Source organism: Streptomyces sp. NPDC057099 (assembly GCF_042671245.1).
Classification (GTDB): Bacteria; Actinomycetota; Actinomycetes; order Streptomycetales; family Streptomycetaceae; genus Streptomyces; species Streptomyces purpurascens.
In genome coordinates this window covers 16,699-42,459 of record NZ_JBHUTX010000016.1, presented here as the reverse complement: position 1 = coordinate 42,459, position 25,761 = coordinate 16,699, and the positions used below count along the sequence as shown (strand labels likewise).

25 protein-coding genes are annotated in these 25,761 nt (G+C 70.9%); 18 read left to right on the top strand and 7 right to left on the bottom strand.

Translation table 11 applies throughout. From position 1 onward, the window contains the following. Positions 1 to 56 precede the first annotated feature (56 nt). Positions 57 to 908, top strand: coding sequence for a sulfurtransferase (locus ACFT4A_RS21305; RefSeq protein WP_382832387.1), 852 nt, complete (start codon positions 57 to 59; stop codon positions 906 to 908). A 78-nt stretch (positions 909 to 986) separates the two neighbouring features. On the opposite strand, the gene sepH is transcribed toward ACFT4A_RS21305, so the two are convergent. Further along, positions 987 to 2,036 (bottom strand): septation protein SepH, encoded by a 1,050-nt coding sequence (gene sepH / locus ACFT4A_RS21300; protein WP_382832386.1) that lies wholly within the window; start codon positions 2,034 to 2,036, stop codon positions 987 to 989. Between the two features lie 471 nt (positions 2,037 to 2,507). Here sepH and ACFT4A_RS21295 point away from each other — a divergent pair, with 471 nt between their 5' ends. Continuing rightward, complete coding sequence (locus ACFT4A_RS21295) at positions 2,508 to 3,356, top strand: hypothetical protein (protein WP_382832384.1); 849 nt, start codon at positions 2,508 to 2,510, stop codon at positions 3,354 to 3,356. On the opposite strand, the gene ACFT4A_RS21290 is transcribed toward ACFT4A_RS21295, so the two are convergent. Then, on the bottom strand, positions 3,280 to 4,599 hold the full coding sequence (locus ACFT4A_RS21290; RefSeq protein ID WP_382832382.1) for a D-arabinono-1,4-lactone oxidase: 1,320 nt from the start codon (positions 4,597 to 4,599) through the stop codon (positions 3,280 to 3,282). The two genes, ACFT4A_RS21295 and ACFT4A_RS21290, sit on opposite strands and share 77 nt — an antisense overlap. Next, positions 4,559 to 5,800, bottom strand: a complete 1,242-nt coding sequence (locus tag ACFT4A_RS21285) for an MFS transporter (RefSeq protein WP_382832380.1) — start codon at positions 5,798 to 5,800, stop codon at positions 4,559 to 4,561. Before ACFT4A_RS21285 ends, ACFT4A_RS21290 begins: the two co-directional genes overlap by 41 nt. Before the next feature lie 169 nt (positions 5,801 to 5,969). On the opposite strand from ACFT4A_RS21285, the gene ACFT4A_RS21280 reads away from it, so the two are divergent. Both ACFT4A_RS21280 and ACFT4A_RS21275 read left to right on the top strand, forming a co-directional pair. Next, positions 5,970 to 7,097, top strand: coding sequence for a ferrochelatase (locus ACFT4A_RS21280; protein ID WP_382832379.1), 1,128 nt, complete (start codon positions 5,970 to 5,972; stop codon positions 7,095 to 7,097). Between the two features lie 8 nt (positions 7,098 to 7,105). Then, positions 7,106 to 7,921 carry an inositol monophosphatase family protein gene (locus ACFT4A_RS21275; protein WP_382832377.1) on the top strand — a complete coding sequence of 272 codons (816 nt, stop codon included), beginning with the start codon at positions 7,106 to 7,108 and terminating at the stop codon, positions 7,919 to 7,921. A gap of 120 nt (positions 7,922 to 8,041) precedes the next feature. Here the strand turns inward: ACFT4A_RS21275 and ACFT4A_RS21270 are convergent, their stop codons facing one another. Next, a complete protein-coding gene (locus ACFT4A_RS21270) occupies positions 8,042 to 8,215 on the bottom strand; it encodes a hypothetical protein (RefSeq protein WP_189721794.1) in 174 nt (57 codons plus the stop codon). 438 nt (positions 8,216 to 8,653) lie between these two features. Here ACFT4A_RS21270 and ACFT4A_RS21265 point away from each other — a divergent pair, with 438 nt between their 5' ends. The 4 genes from ACFT4A_RS21265 to ACFT4A_RS21250 all read left to right on the top strand — a co-directional run bounded on the left by ACFT4A_RS21265 (position 8,654) and on the right by ACFT4A_RS21250 (position 12,231). Then, a complete protein-coding gene (locus tag ACFT4A_RS21265; protein ID WP_016432179.1) occupies positions 8,654 to 9,307 on the top strand; it encodes a response regulator transcription factor in 654 nt (217 codons plus the stop codon). Between the two features lie 6 nt (positions 9,308 to 9,313). Next, the gene (locus ACFT4A_RS21260; RefSeq protein ID WP_382832375.1) at positions 9,314 to 10,546 is read left to right on the top strand and encodes a sensor histidine kinase; all 1,233 of its coding nucleotides are present in this window, start codon (positions 9,314 to 9,316) and stop codon (positions 10,544 to 10,546) included. Between the two features lie 406 nt (positions 10,547 to 10,952). After that, entirely contained in the window at positions 10,953 to 11,249 is a 297-nt protein-coding gene (locus ACFT4A_RS21255) for a DUF4193 domain-containing protein (RefSeq protein WP_003993510.1), read from the top strand. 13 nt (positions 11,250 to 11,262) lie between these two features. Next, positions 11,263 to 12,231 (top strand): hypothetical protein, encoded by a 969-nt coding sequence (locus ACFT4A_RS21250; RefSeq protein WP_382832373.1) that lies wholly within the window; start codon positions 11,263 to 11,265, stop codon positions 12,229 to 12,231. Positions 12,232 to 12,273: 42 nt separating this feature from the next. Here the strand turns inward: ACFT4A_RS21250 and ACFT4A_RS21245 are convergent, their stop codons facing one another. Continuing rightward, positions 12,274 to 12,741 (bottom strand): DUF3093 domain-containing protein, encoded by a 468-nt coding sequence (locus tag ACFT4A_RS21245; RefSeq protein ID WP_382832372.1) that lies wholly within the window; start codon positions 12,739 to 12,741, stop codon positions 12,274 to 12,276. A 58-nt stretch (positions 12,742 to 12,799) separates the two neighbouring features. Between ACFT4A_RS21245 and ACFT4A_RS21240 the strand changes: the two genes are divergently transcribed. The 8 genes from ACFT4A_RS21240 (at position 12,800) to ACFT4A_RS21205 (ending at position 20,659) form a co-directional block, all read left to right on the top strand. Next, positions 12,800 to 13,384, top strand: a complete 585-nt coding sequence (locus tag ACFT4A_RS21240) for a PaaI family thioesterase (RefSeq protein ID WP_215118087.1) — start codon at positions 12,800 to 12,802, stop codon at positions 13,382 to 13,384. 77 nt (positions 13,385 to 13,461) lie between these two features. Next, positions 13,462 to 14,031: a dUTP diphosphatase gene (gene dut, locus ACFT4A_RS21235; RefSeq protein WP_382832370.1), complete on the top strand. Its 570-nt coding sequence runs from the start codon at positions 13,462 to 13,464 to the stop codon at positions 14,029 to 14,031. 1 nt (position 14,032) lies between these two features. Continuing rightward, a complete protein-coding gene (locus ACFT4A_RS21230) occupies positions 14,033 to 14,782 on the top strand; it encodes a DUF3710 domain-containing protein (protein WP_382832368.1) in 750 nt (249 codons plus the stop codon). 157 nt (positions 14,783 to 14,939) lie between these two features. Then, on the top strand, positions 14,940 to 16,106 hold the full coding sequence (locus ACFT4A_RS21225) for an alginate lyase family protein (RefSeq protein ID WP_382832366.1): 1,167 nt from the start codon (positions 14,940 to 14,942) through the stop codon (positions 16,104 to 16,106). A gap of 130 nt (positions 16,107 to 16,236) precedes the next feature. Next, complete coding sequence (locus ACFT4A_RS21220) at positions 16,237 to 18,780, top strand: ATP-binding protein (RefSeq protein ID WP_382832365.1); 2,544 nt, start codon at positions 16,237 to 16,239, stop codon at positions 18,778 to 18,780. After that, positions 18,777 to 19,460 carry a response regulator gene (locus tag ACFT4A_RS21215; RefSeq protein ID WP_382832364.1) on the top strand — a complete coding sequence of 228 codons (684 nt, stop codon included), beginning with the start codon at positions 18,777 to 18,779 and terminating at the stop codon, positions 19,458 to 19,460. The genes ACFT4A_RS21220 and ACFT4A_RS21215 overlap by 4 nt, the downstream gene beginning before the upstream one ends. Before the next feature lie 53 nt (positions 19,461 to 19,513). Further along, complete coding sequence (locus tag ACFT4A_RS21210) at positions 19,514 to 19,912, top strand: OB-fold nucleic acid binding domain-containing protein (RefSeq protein WP_078602751.1); 399 nt, start codon at positions 19,514 to 19,516, stop codon at positions 19,910 to 19,912. Between the two features lie 3 nt (positions 19,913 to 19,915). Further along, complete coding sequence (locus tag ACFT4A_RS21205; RefSeq protein WP_382832362.1) at positions 19,916 to 20,659, top strand: DUF3159 domain-containing protein; 744 nt, start codon at positions 19,916 to 19,918, stop codon at positions 20,657 to 20,659. 97 nt (positions 20,660 to 20,756) lie between these two features. Here the strand turns inward: ACFT4A_RS21205 and ACFT4A_RS21200 are convergent, their stop codons facing one another. Together ACFT4A_RS21200 and ACFT4A_RS21195 are read right to left on the bottom strand one after the other, a co-directional pair. Continuing rightward, the gene (locus ACFT4A_RS21200) at positions 20,757 to 21,434 is read right to left on the bottom strand and encodes a potassium channel family protein (RefSeq protein ID WP_382832360.1); all 678 of its coding nucleotides are present in this window, start codon (positions 21,432 to 21,434) and stop codon (positions 20,757 to 20,759) included. Next, positions 21,434 to 22,105, bottom strand: a complete 672-nt coding sequence (locus tag ACFT4A_RS21195; RefSeq protein ID WP_114255765.1) for a TrkA family potassium uptake protein — start codon at positions 22,103 to 22,105, stop codon at positions 21,434 to 21,436. Before ACFT4A_RS21195 ends, ACFT4A_RS21200 begins: the two co-directional genes overlap by 1 nt. Positions 22,106 to 22,389: 284 nt before the next feature. Between ACFT4A_RS21195 and ACFT4A_RS21190 the strand changes: the two genes are divergently transcribed. Both ACFT4A_RS21190 and ACFT4A_RS21185 read left to right on the top strand, forming a co-directional pair. Beyond that, complete coding sequence (locus tag ACFT4A_RS21190; protein WP_382832358.1) at positions 22,390 to 23,304, top strand: adenosine kinase; 915 nt, start codon at positions 22,390 to 22,392, stop codon at positions 23,302 to 23,304. 265 nt (positions 23,305 to 23,569) lie between these two features. Continuing rightward, complete coding sequence (locus tag ACFT4A_RS21185; RefSeq protein WP_382832357.1) at positions 23,570 to 25,621, top strand: APC family permease; 2,052 nt, start codon at positions 23,570 to 23,572, stop codon at positions 25,619 to 25,621. The last annotated feature ends 140 nt before the right edge of the window (positions 25,622 to 25,761 follow it).

Here is a 25,761-nt window from a genome sequence, read left to right as displayed (position 1 = left end):
GAGCAGAGTAGCCGGACATAGACGGCTCGGCCACCCCCGTGCGCGAGGATGGGGCCATGAACGCCATCATCTCCGCATCCGACCTCGCGAACGATCTGACGGGCGCCAACCCGCCGGTCCTGCTCGATGTCCGCTGGCAGCTCACCGCGGCCAGGGCAGCGGGTGAGCCACCGTACGACGGCCGGGCCGACTACGAGACCGGGCACCTGCCCGGGGCCGTCTTCGTCGACCTGGACCGGGAGTTGGCCTCCGCGCCGGGCGAGGGTGGCCGGCATCCACTGCCCGACCTCGCGCACTTCGGCGCCGCGATGCGCCGGGCGGGCGTGTCGTCCGGAACGCCGGTGGTCGTCTACGACGGCGGCCAGGGCTGGGCGGCCGCCCGGGCGTGGTGGATGCTGCGCTGGACGGGTCACCCGGACGTGCGGGTCCTCGACGGCGGGTTGCCGACCTGGGAGGGGGCGTTGGAGAAGTCCGTGCCCACGCCGGCGGAGGGCGACTTCGTGCCCGAGCCCGGGGCGGTGGGGCGGCTCGACGCCGACACCGCCGCGGAGTTGGCGCGGTCCGGGGTGCTGCTGGACGCGCGGGCGGGGGAGCGGTACCGGGGCGAGGTGGAGCCGATCGATCCGGTGGCCGGGCACATTCCGGGCGCGGTGTCGGCGCCCACCACCGAGAACGTGGGGCCGGACGGGCGTTACCGCTCGGCGCGGGAGCTTCGGGAGCGCTTCAAGGGGCTCGGGGTGTCCGAAGGCGCGCGGGTCGGCGTGTACTGCGGGTCGGGGGTGTCAGCGGCCCATGAGGTCCTGGCCCTGGCGGTCGCGGGCATTCCGGCGGCGCTGTACGTGGGGTCGTGGTCGGAGTGGTCCTCGGACCCGGACCGGCCGGTCGCGGTGGGGCCGGATCCTCAGTAGCCTGCGTGCGCCGAGGGCCGCGCCCGGAAGGCGCGGCCCTCAGGGCCGTAGGGTCGGCGTCAACGCCGTTTGTCCCGGCTACTCCTGCTTCTTGCGCCGCGTCCCGAACACGATCTCGTCCCAGCTCGGGACGGCGGCTCTGCGACCCGGACGGACGCCGTCGGCCTCGGCCTGGCGGTCGGTGGAACCGATGAGCCGGTCGCGGTGGCTTCCGACGGAGCGCGGCATGAGGACGTCAGCGTAGGCGGAACCGGCCGAGGCGGCGGGGGCCGGGGGCTCCTCCTCCTCGGGCTCGACGACGAGGGGCTCCTCCTCGTCGGGCTCCGGCGCCGGGCGCTCCGGCACCACCAGGTCGCCACGGAAGCTCGGCACCGCCTCCAGCAGACTGGTCAGCGAGTCCCGCTCGGCGGTGGCAGCCGTGCTCTCCTCGAGCGGTTCGGACGCCTGCGCGGGCAGGGCGGGGCGCTCACGTTCGACGGGCCGGTCCAGCGGCCGGTCGCGCGGCAGCCGGGCGATCCGCGGGACGAACGGGAAGCTGGGCTCGGGCGCGGCCAGGTCGTCGGTCTCGCCGATGAGCATGCGCGCCTCGTCGTCGACGGCCTGGACGAGCCGCCGGGGCGGGTCGTAGGTCCAGCTCGCCGAGTGCGGCTCGCCGGCGACGCGGTAGACCAGCAGGACCTCCCACGTGCCGTCGTCGCGACGCCACGAGTCCCACTGGACGGTGTCCTTGTCGACACCGCGCACCATCAGCCGCTCTTGCACGGCCTCGCCCAGCGGCGGACCGGAGTTCTCGCCGGGGCGGCGGACCGGGGTCTTGCGGGCCCGCTCGGCCATGAACGCACGCTCGGCGAGCACCGGGCCCTCGAAGCGGCGCACCCGGTCGACGGGGATGCCTGCCATTTGCGCGACCTCTTCCGCGGTCGCGCCGGCTCGTATACGCGCCTGGATGTCGCGGGGGCGGAGGTGGCTCTCCACCTCGATCTCGATCTGGCCGAGGCGGGGACGGTCGCCGCGCACGGCGGCGCGGAGACGTTCGTCGATCGGAAGCGTGTACTCCGTGCTGTCCGCAGCCTTCAGCACCAGCCGTGTGCCGTCATTCGAGACGGCCACGACACGCAGTTCGGGCATGGGGACCTCCCGGGTGGTGCCTGCCGACGTCACGTGCGTCGCTGCTTCCGCTAGTCGAGTGTGGCCTGCCCGGGTGCAGCCTGCCACAACCTTGCCGAGTTGCCCGGCGTGTCGGGCACGGGCCCTGGATCGCCGTTATGGCACGGTTACCTATTCGCAACGCTAAGTGACGAACTCTGTCACCCTGTGCAACTAGCCCCCTCCCGGCGGTCCTTAAAGGCCCCGTACACCCTGGTGGGAGACCGGACCCAGGGCTCGCCACAGTACTCCATTTGGGCCACGTGCGTGGATTGGCACGCCGCCCAACTTCTGACAAGAGGGGGGACTTGGTCGCCCCCTGCCCCCAATTCGTGATCTTGAACGTGGGGAAGTTCACGTAATCACCAGAAACGGAACTATCGGTTTCGGTCAGCCGTCCCCTTCTTGTGCAGATGAACGACCGTGTACGGGAAAGGCAGGCAAGATCCGGGGATGCGTGAAAGGCCCGATGGTGTCGGTGGAACGAGCGATCCGGAGAGGGAGGGGCGCAAGCGGATCGACCTGAACATGCCCCAGGTCGCGGGCGGCGCCCTCGCGGCGGTCCTGGCCGCCAAACTGGCGTCCTGCTTCGGGGTCTACGGCACGATCCTCGGCGCCGGCGTCGTCAGTGTCGTCGCCACCTGCGGCGGCTCCCTCTTCCAGCACTTCTTCAAGCAGACCGGCGAGCAGATCCGCGGTGCCGCCACCGTGCCTGCCAGGGCGGCGGCCGGGCCCGCGGAACAAGCGCCTCCGGCGCCCGGCGAGTTCAGCGAGGGCACCGTCTACCGTGCCCGGGTCAGGGGGTGGAAGCGACCGTTGCTCGCGGCGGCCGTGGTCTTCGGCGTCACGATGGCCGGAATCACCACCTACGAGCTCGCCTCGGGCCACAACCTCAGTGGCGGACGCAGCACGACCGTCGGCGACGCCTTCTCCGGTGGCGGCAATGCCGCGTCGGGCTCCGGGCGTTCGGGCGGCCGGGGTTCGGGAGACTCCGGGACCGCCCACGACTCCGGGACCGCCGACGACTCCGGGGGCTCCGATTCCGGCGGCGACACCGCGACGCCCAGCCCGTCAGGCACGGGCCAGGACACCGGCGCCGGCGCACCGCGGGGTGAGGACACCCCGCCCTCTCCCGGCGAGGACACCGGTACGGCGACCGGACCGACGCCCGCGCCGAGCGAAGAGGGGGGTGCGGATTCCGGGAGCGCGCCCCCCAGCGCGTCGCCTACGCCCCCAGAACCCGCCGCAAGTAGTCGTTCTGGAACCGCCGATCAGGGTCGAGACGGTCCCGCAGCGCCGTGAACTCGCCGAAGCGCGGATACACCCGGGAGAAGTACTCGGCGTCCCTGGTGTGGACCTTGCCCCAGTGCGGACGGCCCTCGTGGGCGGTGAAGATGCGCTCGGCCGCGGTGAAGTACCGCTGGAAGGGCGTGCCCTGGAACATGTGGACGGCGATGTACGCGGTGTCGCGCCCGGAGGCGGTGGACAGGGTGATGTCGTCGGCGGGAGCGGTACGCACCTCGACGGGGAAGCTGACCCTCAGGCCCGAGCGGTCGACCATGGCCTTCAGCTCGCGCAGCGCGTCGCCGACGGCCGCCCGCGGAACGGCGTACTCCATCTCCACGAAGCGCACCCGGCGCGGAGACGTGAAGACCTTGTAAGGGATGTCGGTGTAGCTCCGCGCGGACAGGGCCTTGCTGGAGATCTGCGCGATCGCGGGGATCGTGGCGGGCACCGCGCGGCCGACCCAGTTGGCCACCTGGAAGACGCCGTTGGACAGGAACTCGTCCTCGAACCAGCCCTGGAGCTGCGGCACGGGCTTCTCCGGGCCCGCGCTGCGGTTGTTGCGCTTGGTGTTGGTGCTGTTGGTGTGCGGGAACCAGTAGAACTCGAAGTGCTCGTTCTCGGCCCAGAGTTCCTCGAAGTCGGCGAGGACCTTGTCGAACGGCATCGGTTCCTCGCGGGCCGTGAGCAGGAAGACCGGCTCGACGGCGAACGTGATCGCGGTGACGATGCCCAGCGCGCCGAGGCCCAGGCGGGCCGCGGCGAAGACCTCCGGGTTCTCCTTCTCAGAACAGGTGAGAACCGAGCCATCGGCGGTGACCAGTTCCAGGCCCCGGATCTGGGCGGCGATCGAGGCGGAGTCGCGGCCCGTGCCGTGCGTGCCCGTGCTGGTGGCGCCGGATACGGTCTGCTCCATGATGTCGCCCATGTTCGTGAGCGACAGGCCCTCACGCGCGAGGGCCATGTTGAGCCTCTTGAGCGGGGTGCCGGCCTCCACCGTGACCGTCATGGCGTCGCGATCAATGCCGCGTATGCCGGTCAACAGTTGAGGGCGGATCAATACACCGTCCGTCGCGGCTATGGACGTGAAGGAGTGCCCGGTGCCGACGGCCTTCACCCTGAGGCCGTCCTCGGCGGCCTGCCGCACGGCTGCGGCCAACTCGTCGACGGACGCCGGGGTGACCTGCCGCGCGGGACGCGCGGAGACGTTGCCGCCCCAGTTACGCCACGTGCCGTTCTTTCCGTTCGCTGTGCTGCTCAACGGAGCCTCCCCGACCCGGAGCCGGCCGCTTGAGCCGACGGAATCCCAGGAAACCCACCGCGACCGCGACGGCCCCGGCGACCGCCGGAACCCCGTACCCGGCACGCGCCCCGGCCGCGTCGATCACCCAGCCGGCCGCGGAGGAGCCGAGTGCGACCCCCACCGCGAGCCCGGTGCTCACCCAGGTCATGCCCTCGGTGAGCTGCGCACGTGGTACGTGCTCTTCGATGAGGGACATCGTCGTGATCATCGTCGGAGCGATGGACAGTCCAGCAACGAACAGCGCCACGGCCAGAAACGGCAAGTTTCCGACCAGTAGGAGGGGGATCATACTCACGGCCATGGTGCACACGCCCAGCAGCCACCGACGTTCCGGCGCCCCGGCGAAGTGCAGGAGCCCGAAGATCATGCCCGCCACGCAGGAGCCCGCCGCGTACAGCGCGAGGACGACGCTGGCCGCGGCCTTGTGCCCCTCCTCGTCGGCGAAGGCCACGGTGACCACGTCGACCGCCCCGAAGATCGCCCCGGTCGCCACGAACGTGGCCACCAGGACCTGAAGGCCCCGCGCGCGGATCGCCGAACCGCCGCCGCCGTGCCGCTCGCGCGGGTGCGGCTCGGGCTCGGTGGCGCGCTGCGCGGTCAGCCAGAAGACGCCGGCCGCCAGGAAGCAGGCGGCGAGCAGCGGACCGGCCTCCGGGAACCAGGCCGTGGACAGGCCGATGGAGATGATCGGCCCGAAGACGAAGCACACCTCGTCCACCACGGACTCGAAGGAGTACGCGGTGTGCAGCTGCGGCGTGCCCCGGTACAGCGCCGCCCAGCGGGCCCGGATCATCGCGCCGACGCTCGGTACGCAGCCGATGCCCGCACACGCCACGAACAGCACCCAGTCCGGCCACCCGTAGTGCGCGGCGAACAGCAGCACGGCCGCGCCGGTCAGCGACAGCAGCGTCGCCGGGCGCAGCACCCGCCGCTGCCCGTACTGGTCGACCAGCCGCGAGACCTGCGGTCCCGCCACCGCGGCGGCCAGCGCGATGGTGGCCGACAGGGCACCGGCCAGGCCGTACCGCCCGGTGAGCTGGGAGACCATCGTGACCACGCCGATGCCCATCATCGACAGCGGCATCCGGCCGAGGAAGCCCGCAGCGGAGAAACCCTTGGAGCCTGGGGCTGCGAACAGGGCGCGGTAGGGGCTGGGCAACGGGGTCTCCGAAGGGCTCAGTAAGCTGCGAACGCAGTCGACACAGCTTACGTCCCGGAACGCCCCGCGGTACCCGTTCGGCCCGGCCCGGACCGGCCCCGACCCGGCTGCCGCGCAGGTGTCACCCCGCCGTTTCCCGGGTGTCAGTGCAGGGTGGCAGGATCGACCCATGCCAGACGCGCGCGATGTCACCCCCTACGACGCCCTGCTGCTGCTCTCCTTCGGCGGCCCGGAAGGCCCGGACGACGTGGTCCCGTTCCTGGAGAACGTGACGCGCGGGCGTGGCATCCCCAAGGAACGCCTCAAGGAAGTCGGGCAGCACTACTTCCTGTTCGGCGGGGTCAGCCCCATCAACGACCAGAACCGCGCCCTGCTGGACGCCCTGCGCAAGGACTTCGCCGACCACGGCCTCGACCTGCCGGTCTACTGGGGCAACCGCAACTGGGCGCCGTACCTGACGGACACGCTGCGCGAGATGGTCCGCGACGGCCGCCGCCGCGTCCTGGTCCTCGCCACCAGCGCCTACGCCTCGTACTCGGGCTGCCGCCAGTACCGCGAGAACCTCGCCGACGCGCTCGCGGCCCTGGAGAGCGAGGGCCTGGAGCTGCCCCGGGTCGACAAGCTGCGGCACTACTTCAACCACCCGGGCTTCCTGGAACCCATGATCGACGGTGTGCTCCGGTCCCTCGCCGAGCTCGACGAGGACGTCCGGGACGGGGCGCACCTCGCCTTCTCGACCCACTCGATCCCGACGGCCTCCGCCGACACCTCCGGGCCCGTCGAGGACCACGGCGACGGCGGCGCGTACGTCCGGCAGCACCTGGAGGTGGCGAAGCTCATCGCGGACGCCGTCCGGGAGCGCACCGGCGTCGACCACCCCTGGCAGCTCGTCTACCAGTCCCGCTCCGGAGCCCCGCACATCCCGTGGCTTGAGCCCGACATCTGCGACCACCTGGAGGAGCGGCACGCGGCCGGTGTCCCCGCCGTCGTGATCGCGCCCATCGGGTTCGTCTCCGACCACATGGAGGTCCTCTACGACCTCGACACGGAGGCCAAGGCGAAGGCGGAGGAGCTGGGGCTGCCGATGCGCCGCTCGGCCACCGTCGGCGCCGACCCGAGGTTCGCCGCCGCGATCCGCGAACTCGTCGTGGAGCGGGCCGCCGCCGAGCGCGGGCAGGAGGTCGCCCCGTGTGCCCTGGGCGCCCTCGGGGCGAGCCACGACCTCTGCCCGGTCGGCTGCTGCCCGGCCCGCGCCTCCCGGCCCGCCGCGGCGGGCGCCGACAGCACCTACGCGTGAGGAGCCTTGTGACCGACCCCCTGCACTCGGACCTGCTCGACCTCGCCCAGGAGGCCGCCCGCCGCGCCGGCGCCCTGCTGCGGGACGGGCGCCCGGCCGACCTGGCGGTCGCCGCGACCAAGTCCAGCCCCATCGACGTCGTCACGGAGATGGACATCGCGGCCGAGAAGCTGATCACCGGCCTGATCGCCGAGCGCCGCCCGGACGACGGCATCCTCGGCGAGGAGGGCGCCTCCACGGAGGGCACCAGCGGCGTCCGCTGGGTCGTCGACCCGCTCGACGGCACGGTCAACTACCTGTACGGGCTGCCCACCTGGTCCGTCTCCATCGCAGCCGAGCAGGACGGCGAGACCGTCGTCGGGGTCGTCACGGCCCCGATGCGCGGCGAGACGTTCCACGCCGTGCTCGGCGGCGGAGCCTGGGCCACCGGCGCCTGGGACGGCGAGCGCCGGCTGGCCGTCCGTCCCGCGCCGCCCCTGGACCAGGCGCTGGTCTCGACGGGCTTCAACTACGTCGCCGAGGTCCGCACCCACCAGGCCGAGGTCGCCCGGCGCCTGATCCCGCTGCTGCGCGACATCCGGCGCGGCGGCTCGGCCGCGGTCGACCTGTGCGACCTGGCCGCGGGACGCCTGGACGGTTACTACGAGCGCGGTCTGCACGCCTGGGACCTGGCGGCGGGCGACCTGATCGCCCGGGAGGCGGGCGCCCTGACCGGTGGACGCCCCGGAGAGCGCCCGTCCGGTGATCTGACGGTCGCGGGGACCCCGGGCGTCTTCGAGCCCCTCCAGCGCCTCCTGGAGGACTTCGGCGCCTGGCACGACTGAGGACGGCCGGGCCCGGCGTACGACGGCCGACGCCATGCCGAACACCGGGTGAACGGGCCCGCACGACGACGAAGCGGGCCCCGGCGCTGGATTCGCCGGGGCCCGCTGCGTACGGCCTGATCAGACGCTCGCTGCGCCGACCTCCACACCGTGCTCGGCGGCGAGGCGGCGCAGGTCGTCGAGCTCGCCCTGCTCCACCTCGACGAGGAAGTCGTCGCCCTCGTCGCGAGCCCGGTCGAGATCGGACTCGGTCGCCCTTATGCGCTGCAGAAGTCCTGCGGTGAATGCGTCCATGCTGCGCCCCCTCGTCCTGGGTCGTGGGTCGATGGCACGGGGGTGTGCCGTCCGGAAGGGACGATCACGTCTGCGGTGGATGCCCAGCGCCGCTGTGCTGGGCGGCGGCGGTGCCGGACACCCACGCCCGCTCTGCGGAAAAGCGGATTGATGCGCACCGCATGGTGGTGCGGTGCCAGCAGAGTGTGATCGTGGGATGTAAAGCCGTCCTCCCCAAGCTCCCTTCCGTGGAAACCTAACCGGAGGAGAAAATCTCCTATTCCCCGCGCCCGCACCCGCACTCACACCCGCGCCCGACCTCTCCCTCACCCGCCTTACCTCCGACTTATGGCCGAAAAGGGCAGGATGGAGGGCAACACACCAACAGACCGTCGAAGACCCCTGCCCGCATGCGCCCGTGAAGCGCTGTGCGGGTGGACATGAGGAAGGACCAGGGACGTGCGCGTACTCGTCGTCGAGGACGAGCAACTGCTCGCCGATGCGGTGGCCACCGGACTGCGCCGGGAGGCCATGGCCGTCGACGTCGTGTATGACGGCGCGGCCGCCCTCGAGCGCATCGGCGTCAACGACTACGACGTGGTCGTACTCGACCGCGACCTCCCCCTCGTGCACGGCGACGACGTCTGCCGCAAGATCGTCGAGCTGGGCATGCCCACGCGCGTGCTGATGCTCACGGCCTCCGGCGACGTCAGCGACCGTGTGGAGGGCCTGGAGATCGGCGCCGACGACTATCTGCCCAAGCCCTTCGCCTTCAGCGAGCTCATCGCGCGCGTGCGGGCCCTCGGCCGGCGCACCAGCGTGCCCCTGCCGCCCGTCCTGGAGCGCTCCGGCATCAAGCTCGACCCCAACCGCCGCGAGGTCTTCCGCGACGGCAAGGAGGTCCAGCTCGCACCCAAGGAGTTCGCCGTCCTGGAGGTGCTGATGCGCAGCGAGGGTGCCGTCGTCTCGGCGGAACAGCTGCTGGAGAAGGCCTGGGACGAGAACACCGACCCGTTCACCAACGTCGTGCGCGTGACCGTCATGACCCTGCGCCGCAAGCTCGGCGAGCCGCCCGTCATCGTCACCGTCCCCGGCTCCGGCTACCGGATCTGATCCCCCGTGGCAGCGACTCCCGCGCCCCCGCAGGCGCCCCCGAAGCCCACCTGGGACCCGAGAAGGCCAGCGCCGCCCTTCCCGTGGCTGCGCCCGACCATCCGCATAAGGCTCACGCTGCTCTACGGCGGCATGTTCCTGATCGCCGGCATCCTGCTGCTGTCGATCATCTACCTGCTGGCCGCGCAGGCGCTGAACGTGGGCAGCGAGCTGCCGTTCAAGATCGTCGAGGGCAAGGTCACCAGCGACATCTGCAACCTGCCCAGCCAGGCCTCGCCCGCCGAGTTCAACCACGCCATGAACCAGTGCGTCAACGACCAGCGTCAGGCCGCCCTGGACAACCTGCTCAGCCGCTCGCTCCTGGCCCTGCTGGGCCTGGCGGTCATCGCCTTCGCCTTCGGCTACGCCATGGCCGGCCGGGTCCTGTCCCCGCTGGGCCGGATCACCCGTACCGCCCGCGCGGTGGCGGGCTCCGACCTGTCCCGTCGGATCGAGCTGGACGGCCCGGACGACGAGCTGAAGGAGCTGGCGGACACCTTCGACGACATGCTGGAGAGGCTGCAGCGCGCCTTCACCGCCCAGCAGCGCTTCGTCGGCAACGCCTCGCACGAGCTGAGGACGCCGCTGGCGATCAACCGCACGCTCCTGGAGGTGCATCTGTCCGACCCGGGCGCACCGATGGAGCTCCAGCAGCTCGGCAAGACGCTGCTGGCCACCAACGAGCGCAGCGAGCAGCTCGTCGAGGGCCTGCTGCTGCTCGCCCGCAGCGACAACCAGATCGTGGAGCGGGGCCCGGTGGACCTCGCCGAGGTCGCCTCGCAGGCCATCGACCAGGTGCACGGCGAGGCCGAGGACAAGGGTGTGCGGATCCGTGGCGAACAGAAGCCGGCGGTCGTCCAGGGCAACGGCGTGCTGCTGGAGCGGATCGCGCTCAACCTGGTGCAGAACGCCGTGCGCTACAACGTCGCCGAGGACGGCTGGGTCGAGGTCACCACCGAGGTCCAGCACGGCCAGGCGCTCCTGGTCGTCTCGAACACGGGCCCGGTCGTGCCGGCGTACGAGATCGACAATCTCTTCGAGCCGTTCCGGCGGCTGCGCACGGAGCGCACGGGCAGCGACAAGGGCGTCGGACTCGGTCTGTCCATCGTCCGGTCCGTGGCCCGGGCACACGGCGGGCACATCTACGCCCAGCCACGTGAGGGAGGTGGGCTCGTGATGCGAGTCACGCTGCCCATCTGAGATCATGTCGCCGATCAACTCGGCGACGCACGGGGATGTTCGCTTTGCGCGGAATTTCTGAGGCCTCACCTCGCGCACCCCGTGTGTGATCGATCACAGGGGCGCCTTTCCGGCCATCTACTCTCCGTGATCATGAGTCCCGTCGGAAAGCCGGGAAAATCCCGGTTTTCGGGGGTCTTGATCACGGGAAGTACAGGGTGAGACGCCTTTGAGGTGCGGCATTCGGACCGTGTACGGTCCCCATCGCCATCCAAGCCGATCACTCGTCAGGAGTCCGGTTGGGTGTCGATTGAGTAACAGACCTTGATGTGAGGCAAAATCTCCGCCTCAGGTCGGGCACAAGTCCGGCCTCTCACGCGTTACGTGCGCTGGAGACACCGCAGACACCCAGAGGGGGAGAGCGACCATGGCAACCGATTACGACACTCCACGCAAGACCGACGACGACGTCGACTCGGACAGCCTCGAAGAGCTGAAGGCTCGCCGGAACGACAAGTCGGCTTCCGCAGTGGACGTCGACGAATTCGAGGCCGCCGAAGGCCTCGAGCTGCCCGGAGCCGATCTCTCGAACGAGGAGCTGGCCGTCCGGGTGCTCCCGAAGCAGCAGGACGAGTTCACCTGCATGAGCTGCTTCCTGGTGCACCACCGCAGCCAGCTGGCCCGGGAGAAGAACGGTCAGCCGATCTGCCGCGACTGCGACTGAGGGCGGGTCGGCCGTGACTGGCTCGACCCCTCCCTGGAAGCGCCGCTTCTCCAAGCGGAAAGCGGACGAAGGGCCGACGGACGGCCCGCAGTACGGCGTGCGTGACGACGAGCGAGGCCCAACCGGTACGGGGGCGGCCTCGCTCGAACCGGCCTCGGACCGGGGTGACCTCCCGGCGTCCGTGGATGTCCCCGCGCCCGTCTCCCGACGGCGGGCGGGGACGATCCGGGAGAGGGCCAGGGAGAGCGCCCGCAAGGGCGGTGTCCGGGCTCGCGCGGGGCTCGCGTACCTCGCCGACCGGATCATCGAACTGGCGCCGCGGATCCCCGTACGGGATCTGGCGACGCTCCGCAGGCAGTTCCCGGGCCTCGGGCCCGAAGAGCTCGCGGACAAACTCGTCGCGGGTGCGGCGAGCGCGACGGCCACGGTCGGAGCGGGCATCGGCGCGGCCGCGATGCTTCCCGTGCCGCCGGCGTTGCCGACGGAACTGGCCGCCGAGGTCACCGGCGTCGCCGCGATCGAGCTGAAGCTGATCGCCGAACTTCACGAGGTCTACGGCGTACGGCCGCCCGGCAACCTCAAGCAGCGCAGCACCGCGTATCTCGACTCGTGGTCGGGGGAGCGCGGGATCGACGCGACCAAGCCGTCGACGCTGAGCGTGGCGCTGAACAGCCGCATGAAGCGGGAACTGCGGCAGCGGATCATGAAGCGGATGGTCCGCAGCATGCCGAACCTGATCCCGTTCCTGGTGGGCGCGGCCGTGGGGGCGGCCATGAACCGCAGCGAGACGAGAAAGCTCGCCGCCCGGATCCGTGCGGACCTGCGCAAGCTCCAGGTGCCCTGGGAGGCCCTGGAGGCGCTTCCCGCCCTGGAACGTCCGGCGGACGCCCTGGAGATGGGCGAGATCACCAGTGACCCCCTGGGCCGCCGCGCGGACGCGGAACGCGACGACAAGGACGGCAAGCACGACGACGGGCGCTGAAGGCCGCCCGTCCGCCGTCGGGTGAAGGCCCGCTCGGATGTACTACTCCGGCTTCGCCGGCTTCGTGGCCCTCAGCGCCTCCGCCAGACGCTCCGGCTCGCGCGTGGACAGGTACAGGTACGGAGTCGGGTCCTCCGGGTCCGTGACCTTCACGCGCAGGGCCGTGGGGATGTAGGCGCGCAGCAGCAGGAAGGCGCGCGGGTCGGCCTTGTACGTGCGCCAGGCGCGCGCCTCCTCGGCGTCCAGGATCTCCGCGTCGCCCAGCGCCGCCAGCGGGATCTTCGCCTCGCCCGCGATCAGTGAATCGCCCACCACGCGGATGCGGACCGCGCCGTACGAACTCGCGGCGACGGCCGCGACCGCGGTGCCTCCGGCCAGGCCGCCGAGCATGGGCAGCGTGCCGAACGGAAGCAGGATCAGGGCCATCGAGACGCCGACGAGGAACGAGATCAGCCACCACGTCCGGGGGGCGGTGAGGCGTTCTTCGTACGGGGCGGCGGAGAGCTGCATGGAGCCAAGCTTGACACGGTGTCCGGAACGGGCCGACGCGCGGGTAAGGTCTCCGGCTGTGAGTCGTACTTCCGCAGCTCTTCAGCCTCCGGCCGACGCCGTGCGACCGGTGCGGCATCCGGACGCTCCGGCGCCCGGTGAGCTTCTCGGCGCGCACTACGGCCAGTGTTTCGGCTGTGGCGGCGACCAGCCGCACGGGCTGCACCTGGAGGCGCGGGCCGGCGAGGGCGTGTCACTCACCGCCGAGTTCACCGTGCGGCCCGCCCACCAGGGCGCCCCCGGACTCGCGCACGGCGGGGTGCTCGCCACCGCCCTGGACGAGGCCCTCGGCTCGCTGAACTGGCTGCTGCGCACGATCGCCGTGACCGGGCGGCTGGAGACCGACTTCGTCGGGCCCGTGCCCGTCGGCACCACGCTGCACCTTCAGGCGGAGGTGACGGCGGTGGCCGGGCGGAAGATCTACTCGACCGCGACCGGACGCGTGGGAGGCCCCGACGGGCCCGTCGCCGTGCGCGCCGACGCGCTCTTCGTCGAGGTGAAGGTCGACCACTTCGTCGACCACGGCCGCCAGGAGGAGATCCAGGCGGCCATGAACGACCCGGACCAGGTCCGGCGCGCCCGTGCCTTCGAGGTGAATCCGTGAGCCTGGAAGGCCCCGTGAGCCCAGCCGGCCCCATCAGCCCCACCGGTTCCACCGACCCCGCGAGCACGGAAAGCCCCATGACTCCCACGAGCCCCGCGAGCCGTCAGCCCCTGGACGTGCTGATCCGGCGCGTCGACCCGGACGTACCCCTTCCGTCGTATGCGCAGCCGGGTGACGCGGGAGCCGATCTGCGCACCACCGAGGCGTGCCAACTGGAGCCGGGCGAGCGGGCCGTGCTGCCCACGGGAGTGTCTGTGGCGCTGCCGGAGGGGTACGCGGCCTTCGTGCACCCGCGATCCGGTCTGGCCGCCCGCTGCGGCGTCGCCCTGGTGAATGCCCCGGGGACGGTTGATGCCGGGTACCGTGGGGAGATCAAGGTGATCGTGGTGAATCTCGACCCGCGCGAGGCCGTGCGGTTCGAGCGCTTCGACCGGATTGCCCAACTGGTAGTCCAGCAGGTCGAGAAGGTTCGCTTCCAAGAGGTGGCAAAACTTCCCGACTCGGCGCGGGCCGAGGGGGGCTTCGGGTCCACCGGAGGCCATGCGGCGGTGGACGGGACGAGCGGCACAAGCGGTCAGGCCGCCCTGGGCGGTCGGACGGGTGGGAATCGATACGCTTCGGTCGTATCCGACCGGGAAGGACAGTGACGTGTTCGGACGTCGCAAGAATAGGGATGCCGCCGAGGACGCGGCCGGCGAGACCGAGCAGGTCGTCGACGGTGTCGACAGTGAGGCGGACGAGCGTGAGCGCCTGAGGCTCGAGCCGGCGCCGCGGCCCGACGGGCCCTGGGACAGCTCCGAGGTCCACGATCCGGCCGAGGGCCGGGTCGACCTGGGCGGGTTGTTCGTGCCGGGCGTCGAGGGCATGGAGCTCAGGGTCGAGGTCGCGGGCGACGCGATCGTGGCGGCGACGGTGGTGCTGCGCGACAGCGCCGTCCAGCTGCAGGGCTTCGCCGCGCCCAAGCGTGAGGGCATCTGGGGCGAGGTGCGCGAGGAGATCGGCTCGGGCATCACCCAGCAGGGCGGCATCGTCGACGAGGTCGAGGGTCCGCTGGGCTGGGAGCTGCGGGCCCAGGTGCCGGTGCAGCTGCCGGACGGCACCGGCGGCTTCCAGGTCGTGCGGTTCATCGGCGTGGACGGGCCCCGGTGGTTCCTGCGCGGGGTCATCTCGGGCCAGGGTGCGGTGCAGCCGCAGGCGGCCGGGCTGCTGGAGCAGATCTTCCGGGACACGGTCGTGGTCCGCGGCGAGGGCCCGATGGCGCCTCGCGACCCGATCGTCCTGAAGCTGCCGAACGACGCCCAGATGGTCCCCGAGGGCGTCCAGCAGGAGGAGGGCTCCCGCTTCGCCGGCGGAATGGGCCAGCTCCAGCGCGGACCGGAGATCACCGAGGTCCGCTGAGGCGCGTAGAGACAGCAGGGCCGTACCCCGCAGGGGGTGCGGCCCTTTCTCATGCGTGAACCCTTGACGGCTTATTGGTCTGTACCTACCGTCTCCGTTCACCGCGTCTGTTCATAAAGGCGCTTCACGTTCACATATGAGAACGGAGCTCCTACGCATGCGCAGAACCGCTCTGTTGGCCGCCACGGCCTCCCTCGTCGCCGGTCTCCTCGCCTGGCCCGCGAACGCCGCTCCCAGCAGCTTCGTCCACCCCGGAGTCACCGTCTCCAAGGGGCAGCTGGACTTCACCCGCTCCAAGGTCACCTCCGGTGCCCAGCCCTGGAAGGGCGCCTTCGACCGGATGATGGCGAGCAGGTACGCCGACCTGAACCGCACGCCCCAACCCCGGGCCGTCGTCGAGTGCGGTTCCTACTCCAACCCGAACCACGGCTGCACCGACGAGCGCGAGGACGCGATCGCCGCCTACACCCAGGCCCTCGCCTGGTACATCACCCGCGACGAACGGCACGCGCGCAAGGCCATCGAGCTGATGGACGCCTGGTCGGCCGTGATCAGAGACCACACCGACAGCAACGCGCCGCTGCAGACCGGCTGGGCCGGCTCCTCCTGGCCCAGGGCCGCCGAGATCATCAAGCACACGTACACCGGGACCTGGGCGAACTCCGGCCGCTTCGCCACCATGCTGCGGAACGTCTATCTCCCCGAGGTGATCAACGGCTCGAACTCCAACGGGAACTGGGAGTTGTCGATGATGGAGGCCGCCGTCGGCATCTCCGTCTTCCTGGAGGACAAGGCGTCGTACGACAAGGCCATGGCGAAGTTCCGTACGCGTACGGCCGCCTACGTCTACCTGGCCTCCGACGGTGAGCTGCCGAGGACCGTGCCGAGCCAGAACCTGAACACCCGGGAGAAGATCGTCCGGTACTGGCAGGGGCAGTCGGCCTTCGTCGACGGGCTCAGCCAGGAGACCTGCCGGGACTTCACCCACACCGGCTACGGCCTCTCCGCCGTCTCGCACGTCGCCGAGACCAGCCGGATCCAGGGCCAGGACCTCTACGGCACCGACGTGGGCGAGCGGCTGCGGCACGGGCTCGGCTTCCACGCCAAGTACCAGCTCGGCGCCGCCGCCCCGGGCTGGCTGTGCGGCGGCTCGCTCGAGCTCGGGCTCGGGCCGGTCCCCGAGGTCGGCCACAACGCCCTGGCCAACCGCCTCGGGCATGCCATGACCAACACCGAGACACTGACCGAGCGGGGGCGCCCGGCCGGCAGCAACAACCTCTTCGTCGCCTGGGAGACCCTCACCCACGGCGACAATCCCGGCTGAGGCCCTGACCTGCCGGGCGCGTCAGAGTTCCGTCAAAGACGGTCCGCGGCCGCGCCCGGCACCCATATGCCGCAGGTGTCGGCCGTAAGGTCGACGCTGCGCAGGCAGCGGACCGGAAGACAATGAGGCCATGGCACGCGGCAAGTTTCGGATCTACCTCGGTGCGGCACCGGGCGTCGGCAAGACGTACGCGATGCTCTCCGAGGCGCATCGGCGCATCGAGCGGGGCACCGACTGCGTGGTGGCCTTCGTCGAGCACTACGACCGGCCCCGCACCGAGGTGATGCTGCACGGCCTGGAGCAGGTGCCGCGCAGGCGGCTGGAGTACCGCGGCGGCGTCTTCCCCGAGACGGACCTCGACGCCGTCCTCGCCCGCCGCCCCCAGGTCGCCCTGGTGGACGAACTGGCCCACACGAACGTCCCCGGCTCCCGCAACGCCAAGCGCTGGCAGGACGTGGAGGAGCTGCTCGCGGCCGGGATCGACGTGATCTCGACCGTCAACATCCAGCACCTGGAGTCGCTCGGCGACGTCGTCGAGTCGATCACCGGGGTGCGGCAGCAGGAGACCGTGCCGGACGAGGTGGTACGGCGGGCCGACCAGATCGAGCTGGTCGACATGTCGCCCGAGGCGCTGCGGCGGCGGATGGCGCACGGCAACATCTACAAGCCGGACAAGGTCGACGCGGCCCTCTCCAACTACTTCCGGCCCGGCAACCTGACGGCCCTGCGCGAGCTGGCGCTGCTGTGGGTGGCCGACCGGGTCGACGCCTACCTCACCCAGTACCGCAGCGAGCACCGGGTGTCGAGGATCTGGGGATCGCGCGAGCGGATCGTCGTCGGCCTGACCGGCGGCCCCGAGGGACGGACGCTGATCCGCCGGGCGGCACGTCTGGCCGAGAAGGGCGCCGGCGGCGAGGTGCTCGCCGTCTACATAGCCCGCAGCGACGGACTGACCTCGGCCTCGCCCAAGGAACTGGCGATGCAGCGGACCCTGGCCGAGGACCTCGGCGGCACCTTCCACCACGTCGTGGGCGACGACATACCGGCCGCCCTGCTCGACTTCGCCCGCGGCGTGAACGCCACCCAGATCGTGCTGGGCTCCTCACGCCGCAAGACCTGGCAGTACGTCTTCGGGCCCGGTGTCGGCGCTACGGTCGCCCGGGAGTCCGGGCCCGACCTCGACGTGCACATCGTCACCCACGAGGAGGTCGCCAAGGGCCGCGGACTGCCGGTGGCCCAGGACGCGCGCCTCGGGCGCTCCCGGCGGGTGTGGGGCTGGATCGTCGGCGTCGCGGGCCCGCCGGCCCTGGCGGCGCTGCTCAACACCGTCGACCTCGGTCTCGCCAACGACATGCTGCTGTTCCTGGCGCTGACGGTGGCGGCGGCCCTGCTCGGCGGGCTGCTCCCCGCGCTGGCCTCGGCGGCGGTGGGGTCGCTGCTGCTGAACTACTTCTACACACCGCCGCTGCACCGGTGGACGATCGCCGACCCGAAGAACATCGTCGCCATCGTGATCTTCGTGGCCGTCGGTGTGGCGGTGGCCTCCGTGGTCGACCTCGCGGCCCGCCGCACCCACCAGGCGGCCAGGCTGCGGGCCGAGTCCGAGATCCTGTCCTTCCTCGCGGGCAACGTGCTGCGTGGCGAGACGGGCCTGGAGGAGCTGCTGGAACGGGTCCGGGAGACCTTCGGCATGGAGTCGGCGGCCCTGCTGGAACGGGCGAGCGATGTCGAGCCGTGGACCTGCGCGGGCCGCGTCGGGCTGGGACATCCCGTGGAGCGGCCCGAGCAGGCGGACGTGGACATGCCGGTCGGGGACCATATGGCGCTCGCGCTGACCGGCCGTGTCCTGCCCGCAGAGGACCGCCGGGTGCTGGCCGCCTTCGCCGCCCAGGCCGCCGTCGTACTGGACCGCCGCCGGCTCCAGGAGGAGGCCGACCGGGCCCGCGCGCTCGCCGAGGGCAACCGCATCCGTACGGCGCTGCTGGCCGCCGTCAGCCACGATCTGCGCACCCCGCTCGCCGGGATCAAGGCGTCCGTGACCTCTCTGCGCTCCGAGGACGTCGAGTGGTCCGACGAAGACCAGGCGGAACTGCTGGAGGGCATCGAGGAGGGCGCGGACCGCCTCGACCACCTCGTCGGCAACCTGCTCGACATGTCCCGCCTCCAGACCGGCACCGTCACCCCGCTGATCCGCGAGATCGACCTCGACGAGGTGGTGCCGATGGCTCTCGGCGGGGTGCCCGAGGGCAGCGCCGACCTGGACGTCCCGGAGACCTTGCCGATGGTCGCCGTGGACCCGGGGCTGCTGGAGCGGGCGATGGCCAACCTGGTCGAGAACGCCGTCAAGTACAGTCCGCCCGGCTCGCCCGTGCTGGTCGCCGCCAGCGCGCTCGCCGACCGGGTGGAGGTGCGGGTGGTCGACCGGGGGCCGGGCGTCCCGGACGAGGCCAAGGACCGCATATTCGAACCCTTCCAGCGCTACGGCGACGCCCCGCGCGGCGCCGGCGTGGGGCTGGGGCTCGCGGTGGCACGCGGCTTCGCCGAGGCCATGAGCGGCACCCTGAACGCCGAGGACACGCCCGGTGGCGGGCTCACCATGGTCCTCACCCTCCGCGCGGCGGGAACTCGCCCGGAGCCGTTCCACGCGGCAGAACCCGAAAGGCAGGCCTCATGACCCGCGTCCTGGTGGTCGACGACGAGCCCCAGATCGTGCGCGCTCTCGTGATCAACCTCAGGGCACGCAAGTACGAGGTCGACGCGGCCCACGACGGCGCCGGCGCTCTCGAGCTCGCCGCCGCCCGCCACCCCGACGTGGTCGTCCTCGACCTCGGACTGCCCGACATGGACGGCGTCGAGGTGATCAGGGGTCTGCGCGGCTGGACGCGGGTGCCGATCCTGGTGCTCTCCGCCCGGCACTCTTCCGACGAGAAGGTCGAGGCGCTGGACGCGGGTGCCGACGACTACGTCACCAAGCCGTTCGGCATGGACGAGCTGCTGGCCCGGCTGCGCGCCGCCGTACGCCGGGCCGAGCCGGCCGGAGGAGGTGAGGACGACGTGATCGTGGAGACCGACGAGTTCACCGTCGACCTGGCCGCGAAGAAGGTCAACCGCGCCGGGAAGGACGTACGCCTGACGCCCACGGAGTGGCATCTGCTGGAGGTCCTGGTGCGCCACAGCGGCCGCCTGGTCGGGCAGAAGCAGCTGCTCCAGGAGGTGTGGGGGCCGTCGTACGGCACGGAGACGAACTACCTGCGCGTGTACATGGCACAGCTGCGGCGGAAGCTGGAGGCGGACCCCTCGCATCCGAAGCACTTCATCACGGAGCCGGGGATGGGCTACCGCTTCGAGAAGTAAGGCCTGTGCCCCAGGGCTGCGTGGCTGTCGGCGGGCCCCGGTACGCTCTAGTCATGAGTGCTGTTCCTCGTTCGCAGAAGCCGGCGGGCCGGTTCCGGCGCATGCTCGACCGGCTCTCCTCGTCGCAGGAGGACCTGGAGTCCGAGGAGCTGCGGGAGGACACCGAGACGACCGGCTGTATCCGGATCGGAGACTGTCAGGACCGGCAGATAGTGACGGTTACTGGTACCTTGCGCACGGTCACCCTGCGGCCGCGCGCGGGAGTCCCGGCCCTGGAGGCCGAGCTGTTCGACGGCTCCGCCGCGCTGGACGTGGTGTGGCTCGGCAGGCGCTCCATCGTGGGCATAGAACCGGGGCGCAAGCTGATCGCATCGGGCCGGATCTCGATGAGCCGAGGCCGCCGGGTGCTGTTCAACCCCAAGTACGAACTGAGACCCCTCGGACGGGAGTAGCCGGTGACGTCGCTCGACAAGCCGACCGAAGAGACATCTGCGGACGACGCCCGGGCGGTGACCGAGGCCGCCCTGTTCGAAGCGTTCGGCGGCGTCCGGGGCATGGTCGAGACGGTGCTGCCCGGCCTGCTCTTCGTCACCATCTACACGATCAACAAGGATCTGCATCTGTCGGCGATCGCGGCACTGGCCGTGTCGCTGGTGCTGGTCGTGGTCCGGCTGGTGATGAAGGACACCGTCAAGCACGCCTTCAGCGGTGTCTTCGGCGTCGCCTTCGGTGTCGTCTTCGCGATGATGACCGGCAACGCCAAGGACTTCTATCTGCCCGGCATGCTCTACACGCTGGGCCTCGGACTCGCGTACATCGTCACCACGCTGTGCGGCGTCCCGCTGATCGGGCTGATCCTCGGCCCGGTCTTCAAGGAGAACCTCTCCTGGCGCACGCGCAACCCCGGCCGCAAGAAGGCCTACGCCAAGGCCAGTTACGCGTGGGGCGCGATCCTGCTCGCCAAGTGCGCGATCCTCTTCCCGCTGTACTGGTGGGCCGACACCACACAGCTGGGCTGGGTCCTGATCGCCCTGAAGATCCCGCCGTTCCTGCTCGCCGTGTGGCTGACCTGGGTGTTCCTGGCGAAGGCGCCCGCGCCGATCGACGTGTTCGCGGAGATGGAGGCGGAGGAGAAGGCCGCCGAGGAGAGGGAGCGGGAGAGGGAGCGGGAGGCCGCTGCCCGGTCCGCCGAGCAGTAGATCTCCAGAGCTGAGGTCAGTGAGTCTCCAGAGCTGAGAGAAAGGGGCGTCCCGAGCACTCGGGACGCCCCTTCCGTTTGCCCCGAAGGGCTCCGCCTCAGCTCTTCGCGTTGTCCTTGCGCACCGACAGCAGGTCCTCCAGCTGCTCCTCACGCGCCTGCGCGGCCACGAAGAGGAGTTCGTCGCCCGCCTCCAGGGAGTCCTCCCGGGACGGCGTCAGGACGCGGGTGCCGCGGATGATCGTGACCAGGGACGTGTCCTCGGGCCACTCGACGTCGCCGACCTGCGTGCCGGCCAGGGCCGACTCCTCCGGCAGGGTCAGCTCGACCAGGTTGGCGTCGCCGTGGCTGAAGCGGAGCAGGCGGACCAGATCGCCCACACTCACCGCCTCCTCGACCAGGGCGGACATCAGACGCGGGGTGGAGACGGCGACGTCCACGCCCCAGGACTCGTTGAAGAGCCACTCGTTCTTCGGGTTGTTCACCCGCGCGACCACCCGCGGAACGCCGTACTCCGTCTTCGCGAGGAGCGAGACGACCAGGTTCACCTTGTCGTCGCCGGTCGCGGCGATGACGACGTTGCAGCGCTGGAGCGCCGCCTCGTCCAACGAGGTGATCTCGCAGGCGTCGGCGAGCAGCCATTCGGCCTGTGGGACGCGTTCGACCGAGATGGCCGTCGGCGCCTTGTCGATGAGCAGGACCTCGTGGCCGTTCTCCAGCAGCTCGCCCGCGATCGAGCGGCCGACCGCGCCGGCTCCGGCAATGGCGACCCTCATCAGTGACCGCCCTCCTCTTCGGGACCCTTGGCGAACGCCGCCTCGACCGTGTCGACCTCGTCGGTGCGCATCATCACGTGCACCAGGTCGCCCTCCTGCAACACCGTCTGCGAGGTGGGCAGAACCGCCTCGCCGAGCCGGGTCAGAAACGCCACGCGCACACCGGTCTCCTCCTGGATCCGGCTGATCTTGTGGCCGACCCAGGCGGTGGAGGCGTGCACCTCGGCGAGCTGGACGCCGCCGGTGGGGTCGCGCCACAGCGGCTCGGCGCCGGACGGGAGCAGCCGGCGCAGCATCTGGTCGGCCGTCCAGCGGACGGTCGCGACGGTGGGGATGCCCAGGCGCTGGTAGACCTCGGCGCGGCGGGGGTCGTAGATGCGGGCGGCGACGTTCTCGATGCCGAACATCTCGCGGGCCACGCGTGCGGCGATGATGTTGGAGTTGTCACCGCTGGAGACGGCGGCGAAGGCACCGGCCTCCTCGATGCCGGCCTCCCGCAGGGTGTCCTGGTCGAAGCCGACCCCGGTGACCCGGCGGCCGCCGAAGGAGGACCCCAGGCGGCGGAAGGCGGTGGGGTCCTGGTCGACCACGGCGACCGTGTGGCCTTGTTGCTCCAGGTTCTGGGCGAGGGCGGAGCCCACTCGCCCGCACCCCATGATGACAATATGCATCGCGTCACACCGCGCTTCCTGCAGGCCCTCTGACCTGCATGAATGTCCTGATCATGTCTCTCTTTCGGCTCGCCGGGCATCACATCGCGGCCTGCGTGCGGACCGCCGGGCAACATCATGCCGGGGGAATCAGGCCATGATGCCCTGCGGGGCGGTGCCGCGTTCGACTGCCCGACTCCAACGTATCGGCAAAGTCGAGGGGGTTGCCGACGGCCCTGCCCGGGCCGGAGCCTGCTTCGACCGGGGCCGGGGGGCAGCTGCCCTCGGCGGGGGAGGAAGAGACCATGAGCACCGAGATCGACGTCCTGGTCCTGGGCGGCGCCGGCGTGGACACCATCGTGCACGTGCCCGAACTGCCCGTGCCGCTCGCCGACAGTCACATGATCAGGCCCGGGATCGTGACGCGCGCGGGCCAGAGCGGAGACTTCGTCGCGCTGGGGACGAGCGCGCTCGGCCTGCGCACCCATCACCTCGACATGCTGGGCGACGACCCCGAGGGCGACCTCGTCCGCGCCCTGCACCGTGACCGCGGGATCGCGCTCACCGCCGTCCCCCAGCCGCTCGGCACCAAGCGCGCGGTCAACCTCGTCGGCCCGGACGGCAGACGGCTCTCCCTCTACGACGCCACGCGCACGGCGGAGGCCGACCGGCTGCCCGAGGCCACGGTGCGGGAGCTGGCCGCCGTCAGCCGGCACGCCCACGTCGTCATCACCCAGCCGTGCGGCCACGCGCTGCCCGCCCTGCGCGAGGCCGGCGTGACCGTCTCGACCGACCTGCACGACTGGGACGGGTCCAACCCCTACCACGAGACCTTCGCCCACCAGGCCGACCTGGTCTTCCTGTCCAGCGCGGCACTGGCCGACCCGGAGCGCACCATGCGGCGGATCACCGAGCGGGGCCGGGCGCGGGCGGTCGTCGCCACCGCCGGGGCCGACGGGGCCTACCTGCTGGCCGACGATGAGCTGACTCACGTACCCGCCGCCGTACCTCCGTCACCGGTGGTCGACTCCAACGGCGCGGGCGACGCCTTCGCCGCCGCGTTCCTCTACGCCTGGCTGAACGCCGAGCCGCCCCGCCGCTGCGCCCTGTACGGCACGGTGGCGGGGGCGTACGCCTGCACGGTGCCCGCGACCCGGGCCGACAGCATCGGGCGGACGGAACTGTGCGCCCGTGTCACCGAGCTGATCAGCGGCGGTTGATGCTGCGCACGCTCGCAAGAGTCAGGATTCCGAGGGCGATGACGGTGGCCGCGGCGCCGATCAGCTCTGCGGGCGTGTACATGGGACCTCCGGGGTCGACAACGGCCGGGAAACGGACGGAGCTTAGTCATATAGGCATGAGAGTCGGCTGACCTGCGGAATCCGCAGCCGCAGCGGCCTCTGAATTCACTCGGAGAGCAGAGTGGAGGCCGATGAGGGGTGGCGGGTGGGCGAGCCCGCAATCGAACGCTTACGATCCTCTGTTGTGTCCAAACTGACCGACGTGCCCAAGCGGATCCTGATCGGGCGCGCTCTGCGCAGTGACCGGCTCGGGGAAACGCTCCTGCCGAAGCGCATCGCACTACCCGTCTTCGCCTCCGACCCGCTGTCCTCCGTGGCGTATGCGCCCGGGGAGGTGCTGCTGGTCCTGTCCATCGCGGGCGTGACGGCGTACCACTTCAGTCCGTGGATCGCCGTCGCGGTCGTCGTGCTGATGTTCACCGTGGTGGCCTCGTACCGGCAGAACGTGCACGCCTACCCCAGCGGCGGCGGCGACTACGAGGTGGCCAACACCAACCTCGGCCCCAAGGCGGGGCTCACCGTCGCCAGCGCGCTGCTCGTCGACTACGTCCTCACCGTCGCGGTGTCGATCTCCTCCGGCATCGAGAACCTGGGCTCGGCGATCCCGTTCGTGGTCGAGCACAAGGTGCTCTGCGCGATAGGCGTGATCGTGCTGCTGACCCTGATGAACCTGCGCGGGGTGAAGGAGTCCGGCTCGCTCTTCGCGATCCCGACGTACATCTTCGTCGCGGGCGTCTTCACCATGATCGCCTGGGGCGCCTTCCGCGGGCTCGTCCTGGACGACACCATGCGGGCACCGACGGCGGACTACGTCATCAAACCCGAGCACCAGGGCCTCGCGGGCTTCGCCCTCGTCTTCCTCCTCCTGCGCGCCTTCTCCTCCGGCTGTGCCGCCCTCACCGGCGTCGAGGCGATCTCCAACGGCGTCCCGGCCTTCCGCAAGCCCAAGTCCAAGAACGCCGCGACCACCCTCGCGGCGATGGGACTGCTGGCCGTCACCATGTTCTGCGGCATCATCGCGCTGGCCGCCGCGACCGACGTCCGCATGGCCGAGAACCCGGCCAAGGACCTGATCCACAACGGCGTCCCGCTCGGCGCGGACTACGTCCAGAACCCGGTGATCTCCCAGGTCGCCGAGGCCGTCTTCGGCAAGGGCAGCTTCCTCTTCATCATCCTGGCCGCGGCCACCGCGCTGGTGCTGTTCCTCGCCGCGAACACCGCCTACAACGGCTTCCCGCTGCTCGGCTCGATCCTCGCCCAGGACCGCTACCTGCCCCGCCAGTTGCACACCCGCGGCGACCGCCTGGCCTTCTCCAACGGCATCGTGCTCCTCGCCGGCGCCGCCGGACTCCTGGTGGGGATCTACGGCGCCGACTCCACACGCCTGATCCAGCTGTACATCGTCGGCGTGTTCGTCTCTTTCACGCTCAGCCAGACCGGCATGGTCCGCCACTGGAACCGCCACCTGGCGACGGAGACCGACCCGGCCAAGCGACGCCACATGATCCGCTCCCGCGCGATCAACGCCTTCGGCGCCTTCTTCACCGGCCTCGTGCTGGTCGTCGTCCTCGTCACCAAGTTCACGCACGGCGCGTGGGTCGCCCTGCTCGGCATGGTGATCTTCTACGTGACGATGTCGGCCATCCGTAAGCACTACGACCGCGTCGCCGAGGAGATCGCCGCCCCCGAGGGCCCGAGCGACGACAGCGTGCGGCCCTCCCGCATCCACTCCGTCGTCCTGATCTCCAAGATCCACCGCCCGACGCTGCGCGCCCTGGCCTACGCCAAGCTGATGCGCTCGGACAGCCTGGAGGCGCTGAGCGTCAACGTCGACCCGGCGGAGACCAAGGCGCTGCGGGACGAGTGGGAGCGGCGCGGCATCGACGTACCGCTGAAGGTCCTGGACTCGCCCTACCGCGAGATCACGCGGCCGATCATCGAGTACGTCAAGGGACTGCGCAAGGAATCGCCGCGGGACGCAGTGTCCGTGATCATCCCCGAGTACGTCGTCGGCCACTGGTACGAGCACCTGCTGCACAACCAGAGCGCCCTGCGCCTCAAGGGCCGGCTGCTCTTCACGCCGGGCATCATGGTGACCTCGGTGCCCTACCAGCTCCAGTCCTCCGAGGCGGCCAAGCGGCGTGCCCGCAAGCAGCAGGACTGGAACGCGCCGGGGTCGGTGCGGCGTGGGCCGGCGCAGGTGCGGTCGAAGGAGTCCTCGGAGCCGAAGGGCTGAGACCAGGGATTCGACGGGCCCGAGGCTTCTGTGCAACGGGCGTGAATTGCCGAGGCCGCGGCCTCGGCGAAACGGGCGTGAATCGGCCGGGCGACAGCCACGTAGACTGGTGGGCTGTTGTCCGGCCGTTTCCGTTCGGC